The sequence below is a fragment of the Methylobacterium sp. BI1 genome (assembly GCF_056680125.1).
This window is the reverse complement of sequence record NZ_CM155267.1, coordinates 364,329-378,883: the sequence shown is the minus strand read 5'-3', so window position 1 is coordinate 378,883 and position 14,555 is coordinate 364,329. Positions and strand designations below refer to the sequence as shown.

The following is a 14,555-nucleotide window of genomic DNA, read 5'->3' as shown; positions in this document are numbered from 1 at the left end:
AGACTCGCATCCGGGCCGGCGTTTGACGCGCCGCGCCCGGGGCCTATCTCAGCGCGCAAGCGGAGCGTGAAGCCTCCGCGCCTGAGGAAACCCCACGCATGTCCGCTCGCCTCCCGCAGGCCGCAGGCCTCCTTGCCTGCCTCGCCACCAGTCTCGCGCTGCCGCTCGCCGCGCAGGCCCAGATCCGCAACGCGCCCGCGCCTCGCGCCCTGGAATTCGCCGCCTACATCTTCGCGGCCGCCAACGTCTGCGGCTACCGCATCGGCACGGAAGAGTTCGACGCCCTCCTCGAGAAGCAGAACGTGCGCGCCGCCGACGTCAGCCCGCGCGGACCGTTCGGCGGGCGGGTGCAGACCATGTTCGCCCTGATGTCGAACCAGATGCAGCTCAACCGCGAGAAGGCCTGCGTCGCGGTCGCGGGGGAGTACGGTCCCGAGGGCAGCATCAGCAAGAACGTCCTCCTGCCCGCCCCGCCCGCCGAAGCGCCCGCCGCCGGCGCATCCCCGAGCGAAGCCAAGCCCGGTGAAACCAAGCCGGCACAGTGAGCATCCGCCGGCCGGGCGGCGAGCGCCGTCCGGCCTGGCCGATCGGTCCGGGACGCGGCCTGCGCCGGGGCACCCGCCCGCATGATTCCGGCGCAGCCCCGCTCCGCATTCGCGTTTTGGAGCCGAATCCCCTATATCGGACCCATTCCAAGTCCGAAGGTTCATCCAGATCATGGCGACGGCGTCGTTCGACACCGCCCGGCGCGACGCGAGCGCCGTTCCCGCAATCGAGAAGCTGCCCGAGTTCGAGCCCCAGGCCGGGGGCCCGGCGCTGCCGCAGGGGCGCGCGTCCCTGGTGGGGCTCACCCGCGAGCAGCTGAAGGCCCGGCTCGGCGCCATCGGCGTCTCCGAGCGCGAGCAGCGCATGCGCTCCGGCCAGATCTGGCACTGGCTCAACGTGCGCGGCGCCAAGGCCTTCGACGAGATGACCAATGTGGGCAAGGGCCTGAAGGCCCAGCTCGCCGACGCCTACACCCTCGACCGGCCCGAGGTGGTCACCGAGCAGGTGTCCCGCGACGGCACCCGCAAGTGGCTGATGCGCATGGCCCCGACGGGCAAGCACGACCACAACCGCGGCGCCGAGATCGAGTGCGTCTACATCCCGGGGCGCGGGCGCGGCACCCTCTGCGTCTCGAGCCAGGTCGGCTGCACCCTCACCTGCTCGTTCTGCCACACCGGCACGCAGCGCCTCGTGCGCAACCTGACGGCGGCCGAGATCACCGCGCAGCTCGTCGTCGCCCGCGACCATCTCAACGACTGGGCCGGCCAGAACCCCACCGCCCCCGGCGCGGACGAGACCCGGCGCAAGGTCACCAACATCGTCTTCATGGGCATGGGCGAGCCCCTCTACAATCTCGACAACGTGGTCGACGCCGTCGGCGTCATGGCCGACCAGGAAGGCCTCGGCCTCTCCCGCCGGCGCATCACCGTCTCGACCTCCGGCGTGGTGCCGCAGATGCAGCGCCTCGGCGACGAGGCCCACGCCATGCTGGCGATCTCCCTGCACGCGGTGCGCGACGACATCCGCGACACCCTCGTGCCCCTGAACCGCAAGTATCCCCTCGCCGAGCTGCTGGCCGCCTGCCGGTCCTATCCCGGCCTGAACAACGCCCGCCGCATCACCTTCGAGTACGTGATGCTGAAGGGCGTGAACGACAGCGACGCCGATGCGCGGGAACTGGTGCGCCTGCTCAAGGGTATCCCGGCCAAGATCAACCTGATCCCCTTCAACCCCTGGCCGGGCAGCGCCTACGAATGCTCCGACTGGGAGCGGATCGAACGGTTCTCGGAAATCATTTACGAAGCCGGCTACGCGTCCCCCGTGCGCACCCCGCGCGGTCGCGATATCCTGGCGGCCTGTGGCCAGCTCAAGAGCGAGACCGAGAAGCTGCGCGCCCGGGCCCGGATGATGCTGGAGGACGGCATCGGCGCCGAGGGCGTCTATGCGGGCGCCGACGACGGCGACGAAGACTGACGGGTGCGTCTCCTCGGCGACCTGTTCATCGCGAGCCTCGCCCTGATCCTGGCGATCCCCTGCGGGGCGGCCGTGCTCGCCCTCGGCGCGATGCTCGATCCGGCCACCAGCGAGACCCTGTCCCGCCTCGGCCTCGTCGGGCTGTTCTCCGGTTTGACCGACCTCGCCTCCGGGATCGGCCCCGAGACCCTGCTGTTCGCCCTGGCCGCCATCGCCCGTGCGCTGTTCGTGCTCCTGGTGGTGCCGCCGGTCCTGGTGGCCGTTCTCGGGGCGGTCCTGAACTGGCGCGCGGCCACCTGGTACGGCGCCGGGACCGGGCTCCTCACCGCCTCCGTGCCCTGGCTCGCCCGCGGCCTGTCGCGCACCGGGGCGAGCGCCGAGGCCCTGGCCCTGGAGGGGCGCATCACCGCGGTGCTGTTCCTCACCGGCGCGGCGTCCGGCCTCGTCTACTGGTTGATCGCGGGGCGCCACAGCGGCGCGCCCGCCCTTCCGCCCCGCGACAACGGACGCGCCTGACATGCGGCTGACCTCCTCGCGCATCGCCCTCGCCCTGGTTCTGGCCGCCACGGGGCCGGGTCTCGCGCAAGGGGGAGGTAGCCCGGCGCCGGCCCCGCCCGAGCCGCCGCCGATCCAGTCCGACGACGCCCGCCTGCTGCCGGTGCTCGGCGCCCACGGCATGGTCGCGTCGCAGGAGGCGCGGGCCACCCGCGTCGGCGTCGCGATCCTGCGGGCGGGCGGCAACGCCATCGACGCCGCGGTGGCGGTCGGCTTCGCCCTCGCCGTGACCCTGCCGCGGGCCGGCAACCTCGGCGGCGGCGGCTTCATGATGATCCACCGGGCGGAGGGCGACGAGACGATCGCCCTCGATTACCGCGAGACCGCCCCGGCCGCTGCCCGCTCCGACATGTTCCTCGATCCCCGGGGCGAGCCCGACCGCGCCGCCTCCACCCGCACCGGCAAGGCGGTGGGCGTGCCCGGCACCGTGCGGGGGCTGGCCGAGGCCCACCGCCTCTATGGCTCGGGCCGTTTCACCCTGGCCGACCTGATCGCCCCGGCCGAGAGGCTCGCCCGCGAGGGCATTCCGGTGGAAGCGGGCCTCGCCGACTCGCTGCCCCGTGCCGCCGGCCTGCTCGGCCGCTGGCCCTCCTCGCGAAAAATCTTCTTTGCCGGCGACAGACCTCTGGAGCGGGGTGAACGGCTGGTCCAGACCGACCTTGCCGACACCCTCGCGGCCATCGCGAAATCCGGCCCCGACGCCTTCCATACCGGCGCCATCGCGGAGCGCATCGCCGCGGCTGTGCGCGCCGCGGGCGGCGTGATGACGGCGGAGGACCTGGCCGCCTATCGCCCGGTGCTGCGCGAGCCGGTGCGCGGCACCTACCGGGGCTACGCCATCGCGTCGATGCCGCCGCCGAGCTCCGGCGGCATCCACCTCATCGAGATCCTGAACGTGCTGGAGGGCTTCGACCTCGCCCGCATGGGGGCCGGCAGCGCCGATGCCCTCCACATCCTGGCCGAGGCCATGAAGCCGGCCTATGCCGACCGGGCGACCTGGCTCGGCGACCCCGCCCGCACGCAGGTGCCGGTGGAGGGCCTGATCGCCAAGCCCTACGCGGCCACCGTGCGGGCCGGGATCGATCCCGCCCGCGCCCGGCCCGCCGCCGAGGTGAAGGCGGGCGATCCCCTCCCCTTCGAATCCGACCAGACCACGCATTTCTCCGTGGTGGACAGCGCCGGCAACGCGGTCTCGAACACCACCACCCTGAACTTCTCCTACGGGCTCGGCCTCGTGGCGGAGGGCACCGGCGTCCTCCTGAACAACGAGATGGACGACTTCTCCGCCAAGCCCGGCGCCCTCAACGCCTACGGCCTCGTCGGCAGCGTCGCCAACGCGGTCTCGCCCGGGGCCCGGCCACTCTCCTCGATGACCCCGGCCTTCGTCTTCCGCGACGGCCGGCTCGTCCTGGTGACGGGCAGCCCCGGCGGCAGCCGCATCATCTCGACGGTGCTGCAGGTCATCGTCAACGTGCTCGACTTCCGCATGAACCTCGCCGAGGCCGTGGCCGCGCCGCGCATCCACCACCAGTGGCAGCCGGACGTGCTGATGGCCGAGGAGGGCCTCTCCCCCGACACGCTGGCCCTGCTCCGGGCCCGCGGCCACCGCGTCAAGGTCGGGGCGACCTCCGGCTCGGCCAACTCGGTGCAGGTCGGAGACGGGCTGCTGGCGGGCGCCGCCGATCCGCGCCAGCGCGGCACCCTGGCGGAGGGCGACTGAGGGGGCGGATAATCCCGCACTCGGATGGTCTGTGACGAGATCGCACGCTACACGGGAGCTGGGCCGCGCCCTGTCCCGGGCTGTCTCATCCAGGTTCCCGATGCTTCTCGTCCGCTCCCTCGCGTTCAACCTCGCCTTCTACGTCGCCACCACCCTCATCGCGATCGGCGGGCTGCCGACCCTCGTCTCCCGGCGGGGCGTGATCCGGTTGGCCCAGCTCTGGGGGCGCGTCACCCTGTGGCTGCTGCGCGTGGTGGGCGGCATCACGGTGGAGTTCCGGGGCGTCGAGAACATCCCGCCCGGTCCCCTCCTGGTGGCGGCCAAGCACCAGTCGGCCCTGGAGACCCTGGCCCTCGTCACGGCCTTCCCGGACTTCGCCTACATCCTGAAGCGCGAGCTGCTCTGGATCCCGCTGATCGGGTGGTTCCTCTCGCGCTCCGGCATGGTCGCCATCGACCGCAGCAAGGGTGCCCGGGCGATGGCCGCCATGAACGAGGCCGCCGCCCAGGCCATCCGGGACGGGCGCCAGCTCATCATCTTCCCCGAGGGCACCCGTCGTCCGCCGGGGGCCCCCCCCGCCTACAAGCTCGGCATCACCCACCTGTACGCCGCCCTCGGCGTGCCCTGCCTGCCGGTCGCCCTCAACACGGGGCTGCACTGGCCCCGCCGGCGCCTGGTGCGCCGGCCCGGCACCTCGGTGATCGAGTTCCTGCCCCCGATCCCGCCGGGCCTGGACCGGGCCCGCTTCCTGGAGGTGGTCCAGGGTCGGATCGAATCGGCTTCCGACGCGCTGCTGGCCGCCGGCCGGGGCGAACTCGCGGCCGCCGGGCACGTGGTTCCGGACGCTGGTCCGACGTCTCCCCTGACATCTCCGGCCAAGGCCCGGGGGAACGGATCGCCCGTCGCCTGAGGTGTCGCCGGGGCCGGTTTGACCCTGTGCATGACTTGTGGATAACTCCCGTCATCCCCATCTCATTGGAGGCTGAGGCGTCGTCCTTGACGCCAACGAAACGTTAAGATTAATGTGGAACAAATGGCGAACAAGAGAGCCCTGTCCTGGTCGGCCGCACTCCGCGACCTGAAGGACGATCGAGCACGGAGACAGGATGTGCGCGAGGAACGCCTGAGGACGACGGCCGGCCTGCGCGGGACCCCCGCCCTGGTGCTCAGCGCTTGGCGTGGCCGGTCCGGCCGCCGCTACGTGGTCGGCATCCACGAGCTGGCCGAGCCCGAGCTCGACGACATGGGCGAGGCCGTGGTGATGGCCGTGCGCCGCGACGCCGCGGGCGTCGGCGAACTCGTCTCGGTGGCCTCCGCCGGGCAGAGCCCGCGGGAGCGCCTGCACCGGAACTGGATCGCCCGGGCCCGGCACAAGGGCGCAACCGAGATGCACGTCCACCGACTCGCCGAGGACGAGGCCGAGCGCGAGGCCATCGTGGCCGATCTCGGCAGCGAGCAGAAGGCCGACGCCGCGAATTGACCGCGGCGAAGCGGTCGCGCTCCGCTGGCTTCACGGCTTCGCATTTTGCGGCGCTCCGGCGCCCCTGCCATGCTTTCGCCGCCGAGACCCTGCCAAGCCTTGCCTCCGGGCTGCCCTGACGATGGCCGCAGGCCCGTGACGCGAGCGCAGGATACCGACACGCGATGGCGCAAAGCCCGACCCCGACCCGTCCCCCCTCGCGCAAGGGGCTGTTCCTCCCCTACATCCTCCTCGCCATCCTGGTGATCGCCTGGTCCCTCGGGTGGGTCTACATCCGCCATCGGGCCGCCTCCGAGATGGATGGCTGGATCGCGCAGGAAGCGGCCGCGGGCCGGACCTGGACCTGCGCCGACCGCAGCATCACCGGCTACCCCTTCCGCATCGAGCTGCGCTGCGCCTCCCTGGCCTTCAGCCGCTCCGACAGCCGCTTCACCCTCGGGCCCGTCACGGCGGTGACCCAGGTCTACCAGCCGCGCCAGGGCATCCTCGAGGTGGGCGGGCCGTTCCACGTCGAGCAGGGCGACCTCACGGCGGACGCGACCTGGACCTCCCTGGAGGGCAGCTTCCACGGCGCGTCCGACGGCTTCGTGCGCGCCTCCGTGGTGGCCAACGGCGCCAAGGGCGTGGTGCGCGGCGCCGGCCCCGAGCCGATCGACTTCGACACGCAGCACCTCGAGCTCCACGCCCGTCCGACCCCGGGGCGCTTCGAATCGGAGGGAGCCATCGACACCAGCCTGCGGGTGAACCGGATCCGCCTGCCCCTGGCCGACGCGGCCCTGGGCAATGCCGATCCGGCCGACCTCGCCCTCGACGCCACCGTGAACCGCGCCACGGCCCTCGGCACCGGCACCGTTGCGAAGGAACTCGAGGACTGGCGCCAGGCCGGCGGAAGCCTCGACATCGCCCTCCTGTCCCTCGCCAAGGGCGAGCGCCGGCTCCAGGCCAAGGGCCGCCTCGACCTCGATGCGGCGCATCGGCTCCAGGGCCAGCTCGACTTGCGTGCAGCCGGCGTCGAGGCCCTGGTCGGCCAGGTCATGGGCCAGCGCTTCGGGGCCGAGAAGGGCGCGCTGATCGGCAGCCTGGTCGGCCAGCTCCTCGGCCGCCGCAGCCAGCCCGCCGTCGAGGCCGGCGTCGCGGCCCCGGCCGAGGAGGCGCTGAAGCCCCTGCCGCCCCTGCGCCTGGCTGACGGGCGCCTGATGCTCGGGCCGTTCCCGATCCCCAACGTGCAGCTGCCGCCGCTCTACTGAGCGGCGCCACGCCGTCGGGCGGTTCCGCCGTCAGGCCGCCGGGTCGCTCGGGCGGCCGCGACCGAAATCGGCCTCGGCGGTCTCCTGGCCCATGGCGACGATGCCCCGGCGGATGGCGCGGGTGCGGGTGAAGAGGTCGTGCAGGGCCTCGCCGTCGCCCCAGCGGATCGCGCGGGCTAGGGCCGCCAGGTCCTCGTTGAAGCGCCCCAGCATCTCCAGCACCGCGTCCTTGTTGGTCAGGAACACGTCCCGCCACATGGTCGGGTCGGAGGCGGCGATGCGGGTGAAGTCGCGAAACCCGCCGGCGGAGAACTTGATCACCTCGGACTGGGTCACCGCCTCCAGGTCGGCGGCGGTGCCGACGATGTTGTAGGCGATGAGGTGCGGCACGTGGCTGGTGATCGCCAGGACGAGGTCGTGATGCTCCGGCGTCATCGTCTCGACGATGGCGCGCAGGCCCTCCCAGAAGGCCTGGACCCGCGCCGTCGCCGCCGGGTCGGTGTCCTCGGCGGGAGTGAGGATGCACCAACGCCCGGAGAACAGGGTCGAGAACCCGGCATCCGGTCCGGAATACTCGGTGCCGGCCACCGGATGCGCCGGCACGAAATGCACGCCGGCGGGCAGGTGGGGCGCGACGGCCGCCACCACCGAGGCCTTGACCGAGCCGACGTCCGACACGATGGCCCCCGGTTTCAGGGCCGGCCCCATGATCTCCGCCACCGCCCCCACGGCGCCCACGGGGACGCACAGGATGACGAGGTCGGCCGCCGCCACGCCCGCGGCAAGGTCGTCCGTGGCCGTGTCCGCGAGGCCGAGCGCGCGCACGCGCTCCAGCACCGCGGGGTCGCGGTCGATGGCGACGATGCGCCGGGCCAGGCCGAACTGCCGGGCGCCCCGGGCGATCGAGGAGCCGATCAGCCCGAGCCCGACGATCGCGAGGGTCTCGAGGGAATGCGTGTCGATCTCAGCCACGGTTCTCGCCCCGCACGAAGGCGGTCAGGGCCTCGAGGAAGGCGGTGTTCGCCTCCTCGCTGCCGATGGTGACGCGCAGGGCGTGGGGCAGGCCGTAGGACGAGACCCGCCGGGTGATGACGCCCCGGGCGGAGAGGAACAGGTCGGCCTCGGCGGCCGTCCGGCCCGGCGCATCGGGGAAGTGGACGAGGATGAAGTTCGCGACGCTTGGCGTCACGGTCAGCCCGAGCCCCTGCACCGCCCGCGTCATCGTGGCGAGCCAAGCGTCGTTGTGGGCGACGGCGGCGGCCACGTGCACGTCGTCCGCGATGGCGGCGGCACCCGCGGCGATGCCGGCCCCGGACAGGTTGAAGGGCCCCCGGATGCGGTTGACCGCGTCGACCACCTCGGCGGGGCCGACCATCCAGCCGATGCGGAGGGCGGCCAGCCCGTGGATCTTCGAGAAGGTGCGGGTCATCACGACGTTGTTGGCCTCGAGCACGAGGTCGAGGCCGGCACTGTAGTCGTTCGCCCGCACGTATTCCGCGTAGGCGCCGTCGAGGACGAGGAGGACGTGGGGCGGCAGGCCCGCATGCAGCCGCCGGATCTCGTCGAAGGGCAGGTAGGTCCCGGTCGGGTTGTTGGGGTTGGCGAGGTAGACGATCTTGGTGCGCGGTGTGACGGCGGCCAGCAGCGCGTCCACATCGGCGCGCAGGTCGCGCTCGGCCACCACCACGGGGGTGCCGCCCGCGGCCAGGATCGCGATCCGGTAGACCAGGAAGCCGTGCTCGGTGAAGATCCCCTCGTCGCCGGCCCCGAGATAGGCATAGGCCAGGAAGGACAGGAGCTCGTCCGAGCCGGCGCCGCAGACGATCCGCGCCGGGTCGAGGCCGTAGCGGGCGGCGATCGCCTCGCGCAGCACCCGCGACGTGCCCTCCGGGTAGAGTTCGAGCTTGGCCGCCTCCGCCCGCATCGCCGCCACCGCCTTCGGGCTCGGGCCGAGCGGGGTCTCGTTCGAGGAGAGCTTGTGCACCTTGGCATGGCCGGGCGCGCCGCTCTTGCCCGGCACGTAGGCCTCGATGGCGAGGACGCCGGGACGGGGCACCGGGCGTGAGGGAGCGACGGGGGCAGAGGACGGGGACGAGGACATGGAGGAGGACCTGGCGGCCGCCGCTGGATCGGCGAAGCGCCCGTCTAACAAAGCTGGCCCGGCTTTGCGAGCGGGCCCCGTGCTTCAGGCCCACGCAGGTCAGACCCGTGGAAGTCAGATCCGCGCAGCTCAGACTCGGAAACGGGCGGCGTGACTGCCGATCTCGTCGAGGGCCTCGGGCGCGGCACCGGCCCGGGTCAGGGCCTCCTGCAACTGCCGGGCGCTGACCCCGCCGGGGACGGCTAGGAGCAGGCCGTGTCCGCCCGGTCCGGGCGCGCGGGCGACGACCTCGCCGTAGAGATCCTGCAGGGCGCGCATGGCCTCCGGCTCCCAGGCGGCGACGCGGGTGGCGTGCAGGACCCAGTCGCGCTGGGCCGCCGCCGGGTCATCGAGCGGGTTCGAGACCACGAAGACCGGCGTGCCGGCCGGGTGGGTGGGCCGCTCGATGAAGGGCAGGCGCGCGATGACCTTAGGCCGGCCGTCGCCCACGAGCCCTTCCCACCAGGGCGCCGCGTCGGTCGACGCGCCCGAGCCGTCCGGGTCGAGGCGGAAGATGCCGAGGTCGCCGCGGGAGGCGGCCACCGCCTCGATCACCGCGAGGCAGGTGGGGTGGGGCCGGTAGGGCACCGTGAAGCCGAAATGGAAGCGGGCGGAATCGCGCATCGGCGCATCCCCGCCCGAGATGTCGGCATGGACCGAGAACGGCGCCTGCACGTAGGTGAAGGTGGCGATGATGACCCGCCAGATCCCCTCCACGGTGTCGAGGGGCAGGAGTCCGCGATGGCGCTCGGCGACGCGCCGCATCATCGAGGCCTCGCGTCCGGGCCGGAAGGCCGAGCCGCTGGCCGAGGTGCGCTTGACCGCGATCAGCCGGTCGATGATCGACCCGCGCTGGATCAGCAGGGCGTGCATCTCGGCGTCGATCCGATCGATCTCGGCGCGCAGGTCGCCGAGGTTGTCGAGGGGCGGCGCGGGTCTCGTCGTGAAGCGCATCGGGGGCTCGCGAGGGTGCGGTGGGGACGATCGGGGGAGCCGGCGCCGGGGTCTCGCCTCCCGGGCGCCATCGCCCGGTCTACGATCGCGCGCGCCGAAGGGCCAGAGCCCTTTGCCCCGAACCGCCGCGTCCGGGCGCTTCTGAAACCGGAAGCCGCGCCGGCCGGGCGCGTGGCCCTTTCGTTGACGCGTGAGGGAGCGCACACTACCTGAACGCCTCACGACGCATGGTCTTCTCTCCGGACGGCACGCCGAGCCGTCCCTTCCGTCCCGCCCGGACCGACGCGCCGTCTCCTCCAACCCGTTTCATGACCATGTCGCTGGATACCGCCCTCAAGCCAGGCACGCCCGCAGACGAGTCGGCGCGCGCCGACGCGCCGGGCGCCGAGCTCTCCCAGGCCCGCGAGCCCAAGGGCCTCGTGGCGCAGTTCGGCCTGGACGAGCCCCTGGCCATGGATGCCGGCGTGCAGCTCGCACCCTTCCAGATCGCCTACCAGACCGCGGGCACCCTCAATGCGGACCGCTCCAACGCCGTCCTGATCTGCCACGCGCTCACGGGCGACCAGCACTTCGCCCATACCCATCCGGTGACGGGCAAGCGCGGCTGGTGGGAGACCCTGGTGGGGCCGGGCAAGCCCGTGGACACCGACCGCTACTTCGTCGTCTGCTCAAACGTCATCGGCTCCTGCATGGGCTCCACCGGCCCGGCCTCGATCGACCCGGCCACGGGCCGGGCCTACGGCCTGGACTTCCCCCTGGTGACCATCCGCGACATGGTCCGGGCCCAGGCCATGCTGCTCGACCGGCTCGGCATCCGCGACCTGTTCCTCTGCATCGGCGGCTCCATGGGCGGCATGCAGGTGCTGCAATGGGCGGCGAGCTACCCCGAGCGGGTCTTCGCCGCGATGCCGATCGCCACGGGACCCCGCCACTCGGCGCAGAACATCGCCTTCCACGAGGTCGGCCGGCAGGCGATCATGGCCGATCCCGCCTGGGCGGAGGGGCGCTACCTGGAGGCCGGCACCCGGCCGGCCAAGGGCCTGGGTGTCGCCCGCATGGGCGCGCACATCACCTACCTGTCGGAGCCGGCCCTGCACCGCAAGTTCGGCCGCCGCTTCCAGGGCGGCTCCGCGCCGACCTTCTCGTTCAACGCCGACTTCCAGATCGAGAGCTACCTGCGCCACCAGGGCCTCAGCTTCGTCGAGCGCTTCGATGCCAACGCCTATCTCTACCTCACCCGGGCGATGGATTACTTCGACCTCGCCGCCGACCGGGGCGGGGTGCTGGCCAACGCCTTCAAGGGCACCCGGACCCGGTTCTGCGTGATCTCCTTCACCTCCGACTGGCTGTTCCCCACCTCCGAATCCCGCGCCATCGTCCATGCCCTGAACGCGGCCTCGGCCCCGGTCGCCTTCGTGGAGGTCGAGAGCGACAAGGGGCACGACGCCTTCCTCCTCGACGAGCCGGCGATGTTCGCTGCCGCGCGCGGCTACATCGACGCCGCCGCCCGGGCCCGCGGCCTGTGACGGGATCGGAGATGTCCGCCCACCGGCCCTGGGAATCGGCGGAGACGCTGCCCCGGGGCGAGGCCGGCAATACCCGCGTCGACCACCTCGTGGTGCTCGACCTCGTCCCGGCGAATGCCCGGGTCCTCGACATCGGCTGCGGCGACGGCGCCCTGCTCGCCCTGCTGCGCGACCGGCGCGGCGTCGACGGGCGCGGCATCGAGCTGTCGCGGGAGGGGGTCAACGCCTGCCTCGCGCGCGGCCTGCCGGTGATCCAGGGCGATGCCGACACCGACCTGGCGAACTATCCCGACGACGCCTTCGACGTGGTCGTCCTGTCCCAGACCATCCAGGCCACGCGCAACCCCCGCATCGTGCTGGAACACCTCCTGCGCATCGGCCGGCAGGTGATCATCTCGTTCCCGAATTTCGGTCACTGGCGTGTCCGCTCCGAGCTCGCCCTGCGCGGTCGCATGCCGGTCACGGCCCTGATGCCCGAGGAATGGTACGAGACCCAGAACATCCACCATTGCACGATCCGCGACTTCGTCGGCCTGTGCCGGACGGTGAATGCCGAGATCGAGAAGGCCACTGCGCTCGACGCCAGCGGCCGGCCGATGCGCTTCGCGATGCCCTGGTGGGTCTGGAACCTGATGGGCGCGCAGGGCGTGTTCCTGCTGCGCCGGGGCGGCCCGGGCGGTGATACCAGGCCCGCGGCCTGAGCCGCTGTTGCACGTGAAAACCCTTAACCCTGTGGCTCGCGCCGGATGAGGAGCGTCGCGACCTCGTAGGTGACCTGCGCACCCCCCGCCGCGAAGCCCCGCAGCACCCGCCGCATCGCGCCCGGCGAGAGGGTCCGCGCCGCGCCGGGCGTCCCGGCGCCGATGGCCCGCAGCGACGCCAGGAAGGCCCGGCCGTCGGCATGGGCTTCGACCAGGGGCTCTGCGGAGACCGTGAGGGTGCAGCCGGGACAGGTCAGCCCGGCGAGGTCCTGCAGCGAGGGGTAGACGGGTGTCGCCGCGTCCAGCCCCAGGGCCGCGTGAGCCGCCCGCCACTCGGCGAAGGTGCCGGAGCCCAGCGTCGCCACCGCCAGCAGGCCGCCGGGCGCCAGCAGGGCGGCGAGGCGCGCCAGGGTTCCGGGCAGGTCCTCGAACCATTGCGCGGCGAGGCTCGACGCGATGAGGTCGAAGCCGGGCGCGCAGGCCGGCCGCTCGGCATCCATGACGACGAAGCGCAGGTCCGCCGCCCCGGCGAGGCGGACGCGGCAGCGCTGCACCATGGCGGGGGCGAGGTCCGAGGCGACGAGCACGCCGTTCGGCAGACGCCGGCGCAGCTGCGTGGTCAGCAGGCCGGTGCCGCAGCCGATCTCGAGGATGCGCGGCGCCGGCGCCAGGGGCTCGGCCCCGATGCGCCGCGCAAGACGCTGCGCGACCTCGGCCTGGATCGCCGCCGCACCGTCATAGCCCTCGGCCCCGTCGAAGGCCCGGGCCACGGCCTGTTTCCAGGAATGCATCGGGGCGATCGTCTGTGGCACGGGCTGTGACGAGGGGGCGCTCGTCGTTCGGTTTCGTCGGCTCACGGCGTCGGGGCGCTACGCCGCCAGGGCCTGCTCGATCATCCGGGCCACGGCCAGCGCCCGGCCGTCGTCGCCGAAGCGGGCGACGATCTGCACGCCCAGGGGCAGGCCGTCGCCGGGGACCGGGACGGTGACGCAGGGCACGCCCATCAGCGTCCACAGGCGGTTGAAGCGCGCATCGCCCGTGGTGCCGAGGCCGGCCGGCGCCCGGCCCGGGGCCGACAGGGTCAGGATCGCGTCGAAGTCTCCGAACAGGTCCTTCAAGGCACGCCGGGCCCGGTGCGCCGCGCGCCGTGCCGCGTCGTACTGGGCGGCGACGAGATCCTGGGCGGCGTCGAGCTGCTCGCCGAGTTCCGGGCTGAGCCGTGCCCGGTGGTGAGCGTATTCCCAGGCCAGCGCCTGGCGGGCCTCGTAATCCTGGATCACCGGATGCTGCGCCCAGGCCTCGGGCAGCGGATCCGGCAGGACGAGGTCGACGAGGCGGGCGCCGGCGGCCTCGGCCGCGCGGGCGGCCCGGTGCAGGGCGGCCAGGGCGTCCGGGTCGGGGGCGTCCGCGAAGTCCTGCAGGCAGAGGCCGAGACGCAGGGGCCGCGGGGCCGCGTCGCCGTCGAGGTCGAGGGCGGGCCGGTCGGCGATCAGGCTCAGGCCCTGGGCGATGTCGCGGATCCCGGCGCCGAACAGGCCGACGGTGTCGAGGGCCCAGGAGAAGGTCTTCACGCCGACCGTCGGCAGCAGGCGGAAGGACGGCTTGATCGCCGCCACTCCGCAGAAGGCCGCCGGGCGGATCACCGAGCCGCCGGTCTGGGTGCCGAGGGCCAGGGGCACCATCCCGGCGGCGACGGCCGCGGCCGACCCCGCCGAGGAGCCGCCCGGCGTGTGGCCGGGGTCGCGCGGATTCACGGTCGCGGTGGGATCGTGACTGGCGAAGGGCGAGGTGCTGGTCTTGACCAGGGGCACCGCGCCCAGCGCCCGGAGCCGCGCCACGATGGCGGCATCCGCCTTCGGCTGCCAGCCGGCATAGATCGGCGACCCCATCTGCGTCGGCAGGTCGGCGGTGTCGATGATGTCCTTGACCCCCACCGCGATGCCCGCCAGCGGCCCGGAGCCGGCGATCGCCGGGGCGGGATTCCGGCTGACGATGGCCCCGATGCCGGGGTCGCGGGCCGCGATGGCAGCCTCGGCGAGACGGATGGCACCGGCGGGGTCGAGGGTGCCGGCGGCGATGCGGGTGCGAAGATCGACGAGGGAGAGCATGGGGGCTTGGTCCGGCCTCGGCCGCCGTCTGTCAACACCCGTCCACAGGGACGCCGCCCGCACCGCATCGTTGACGCAACGTTTACGGAACCCGGCGCATCGTCC

Annotated in this window: 14 protein-coding genes; 9 read left to right on the top strand and 5 right to left on the bottom strand. The window is 73.0% G+C overall.

Features of this window, described 5'->3' with window-relative positions:
• The first annotated feature begins 98 nt into the window (after positions 1-98).
• The 7 genes from AC1MGR_RS01820 (at position 99) to AC1MGR_RS01790 (ending at position 7,021) form a co-directional block, all read left to right on the top strand.
• Positions 99-545: a hypothetical protein gene (locus AC1MGR_RS01820; protein ID WP_480233464.1), complete on the top strand. Its 447-nt coding sequence runs from the start codon at positions 99-101 to the stop codon at positions 543-545.
• 172 nt (positions 546-717) lie between these two features.
• On the top strand, positions 718-2,019 hold the full coding sequence (gene rlmN / locus AC1MGR_RS01815) for a dual-specificity RNA methyltransferase RlmN (protein ID WP_480233463.1): 1,302 nt from the start codon (positions 718-720) through the stop codon (positions 2,017-2,019).
• A 3-nt stretch (positions 2,020-2,022) separates the two neighbouring features.
• Entirely contained in the window at positions 2,023-2,535 is a 513-nt protein-coding gene (locus AC1MGR_RS01810; RefSeq protein ID WP_108035818.1) for a hypothetical protein, read from the top strand.
• A 1-nt stretch (position 2,536) separates the two neighbouring features.
• On the top strand, positions 2,537-4,294 hold the full coding sequence (ggt, locus tag AC1MGR_RS01805) for a gamma-glutamyltransferase (protein ID WP_108035816.1): 1,758 nt from the start codon (positions 2,537-2,539) through the stop codon (positions 4,292-4,294).
• A gap of 100 nt (positions 4,295-4,394) precedes the next feature.
• A complete protein-coding gene (locus tag AC1MGR_RS01800; protein WP_480233462.1) occupies positions 4,395-5,204 on the top strand; it encodes a lysophospholipid acyltransferase family protein in 810 nt (269 codons plus the stop codon).
• Positions 5,205-5,327: 123 nt separating this feature from the next.
• Entirely contained in the window at positions 5,328-5,774 is a 447-nt protein-coding gene (locus tag AC1MGR_RS01795) for a hypothetical protein (protein ID WP_480233461.1), read from the top strand.
• Positions 5,775-5,938: 164 nt separating this feature from the next.
• Positions 5,939-7,021 carry a DUF2125 domain-containing protein gene (locus AC1MGR_RS01790; RefSeq protein WP_480233460.1) on the top strand — a complete coding sequence of 361 codons (1,083 nt, stop codon included), beginning with the start codon at positions 5,939-5,941 and terminating at the stop codon, positions 7,019-7,021.
• A gap of 30 nt (positions 7,022-7,051) precedes the next feature.
• Here AC1MGR_RS01790 and AC1MGR_RS01785 read toward each other — a convergent pair whose 3' ends face one another.
• The 3 genes from AC1MGR_RS01785 to AC1MGR_RS01775 form a co-directional block, all read right to left on the bottom strand.
• Positions 7,052-7,984, bottom strand: coding sequence for a prephenate/arogenate dehydrogenase family protein (locus AC1MGR_RS01785; RefSeq protein WP_480234907.1), 933 nt, complete (start codon positions 7,982-7,984; stop codon positions 7,052-7,054).
• A gap of 1 nt (position 7,985) precedes the next feature.
• Positions 7,986-9,122, bottom strand: a complete 1,137-nt coding sequence (locus AC1MGR_RS01780; protein ID WP_108035808.1) for a histidinol-phosphate transaminase — start codon at positions 9,120-9,122, stop codon at positions 7,986-7,988.
• Between the two features lie 129 nt (positions 9,123-9,251).
• Complete coding sequence (locus AC1MGR_RS01775; protein ID WP_480233459.1) at positions 9,252-10,115, bottom strand: chorismate mutase; 864 nt, start codon at positions 10,113-10,115, stop codon at positions 9,252-9,254.
• Positions 10,116-10,429: 314 nt separating this feature from the next.
• Here AC1MGR_RS01775 and metX point away from each other — a divergent pair, with 314 nt between their 5' ends.
• Positions 10,430-11,641, top strand: a complete 1,212-nt coding sequence (gene metX, locus AC1MGR_RS01770) for a homoserine O-acetyltransferase MetX (RefSeq protein ID WP_480233458.1) — start codon at positions 10,430-10,432, stop codon at positions 11,639-11,641.
• Positions 11,642-11,652: 11 nt separating this feature from the next.
• Positions 11,653-12,342 carry a methionine biosynthesis protein MetW gene (metW, locus tag AC1MGR_RS01765; protein WP_480233457.1) on the top strand — a complete coding sequence of 230 codons (690 nt, stop codon included), beginning with the start codon at positions 11,653-11,655 and terminating at the stop codon, positions 12,340-12,342.
• A gap of 23 nt (positions 12,343-12,365) precedes the next feature.
• Here the strand turns inward: metW and AC1MGR_RS01760 are convergent, their stop codons facing one another.
• On the bottom strand, positions 12,366-13,133 hold the full coding sequence (locus tag AC1MGR_RS01760; RefSeq protein ID WP_480233456.1) for a methyltransferase domain-containing protein: 768 nt from the start codon (positions 13,131-13,133) through the stop codon (positions 12,366-12,368).
• 78 nt (positions 13,134-13,211) lie between these two features.
• Positions 13,212-14,450, bottom strand: a complete 1,239-nt coding sequence (locus tag AC1MGR_RS01755; RefSeq protein WP_108035799.1) for an amidase — start codon at positions 14,448-14,450, stop codon at positions 13,212-13,214.
• Between the last annotated feature and the right edge of the window lie 105 nt (positions 14,451-14,555).

Excerpts from the sequence above, each read along its gene's own strand:
- rlmN (WP_480233463.1), top strand. The coding sequence starts at position 718 with ATGGCGACGGCGTCGTTCGACACCGCCCGGCGCGACGCGAGCGCCGTT.
- AC1MGR_RS01820 (WP_480233464.1), top strand. The coding sequence starts at position 99 with ATGTCCGCTCGCCTCCCGCAGGCCGCAGGCCTCCTTGCCTGCCTCGCC.
- AC1MGR_RS01760 (WP_480233456.1), bottom strand. The coding sequence starts at position 13,133 with ATGCATTCCTGGAAACAGGCCGTGGCCCGGGCCTTCGACGGGGCCGAG.
- AC1MGR_RS01755 (WP_108035799.1), bottom strand. The coding sequence starts at position 14,450 with ATGCTCTCCCTCGTCGATCTTCGCACCCGCATCGCCGCCGGCACCCTC.
- metW (WP_480233457.1), top strand. The coding sequence starts at position 11,653 with ATGTCCGCCCACCGGCCCTGGGAATCGGCGGAGACGCTGCCCCGGGGC.
- AC1MGR_RS01775 (WP_480233459.1), bottom strand. The coding sequence starts at position 10,115 with ATGCGCTTCACGACGAGACCCGCGCCGCCCCTCGACAACCTCGGCGAC.
- AC1MGR_RS01800 (WP_480233462.1), top strand. The coding sequence starts at position 4,395 with ATGCTTCTCGTCCGCTCCCTCGCGTTCAACCTCGCCTTCTACGTCGCC.
- AC1MGR_RS01780 (WP_108035808.1), bottom strand. The coding sequence starts at position 9,122 with ATGTCCTCGTCCCCGTCCTCTGCCCCCGTCGCTCCCTCACGCCCGGTG.
- AC1MGR_RS01790 (WP_480233460.1), top strand. The coding sequence starts at position 5,939 with ATGGCGCAAAGCCCGACCCCGACCCGTCCCCCCTCGCGCAAGGGGCTG.
- ggt (WP_108035816.1), top strand. The coding sequence starts at position 2,537 with ATGCGGCTGACCTCCTCGCGCATCGCCCTCGCCCTGGTTCTGGCCGCC.
- AC1MGR_RS01795 (WP_480233461.1), top strand. The coding sequence starts at position 5,328 with ATGGCGAACAAGAGAGCCCTGTCCTGGTCGGCCGCACTCCGCGACCTG.
- metX (WP_480233458.1), top strand. The coding sequence starts at position 10,430 with ATGTCGCTGGATACCGCCCTCAAGCCAGGCACGCCCGCAGACGAGTCG.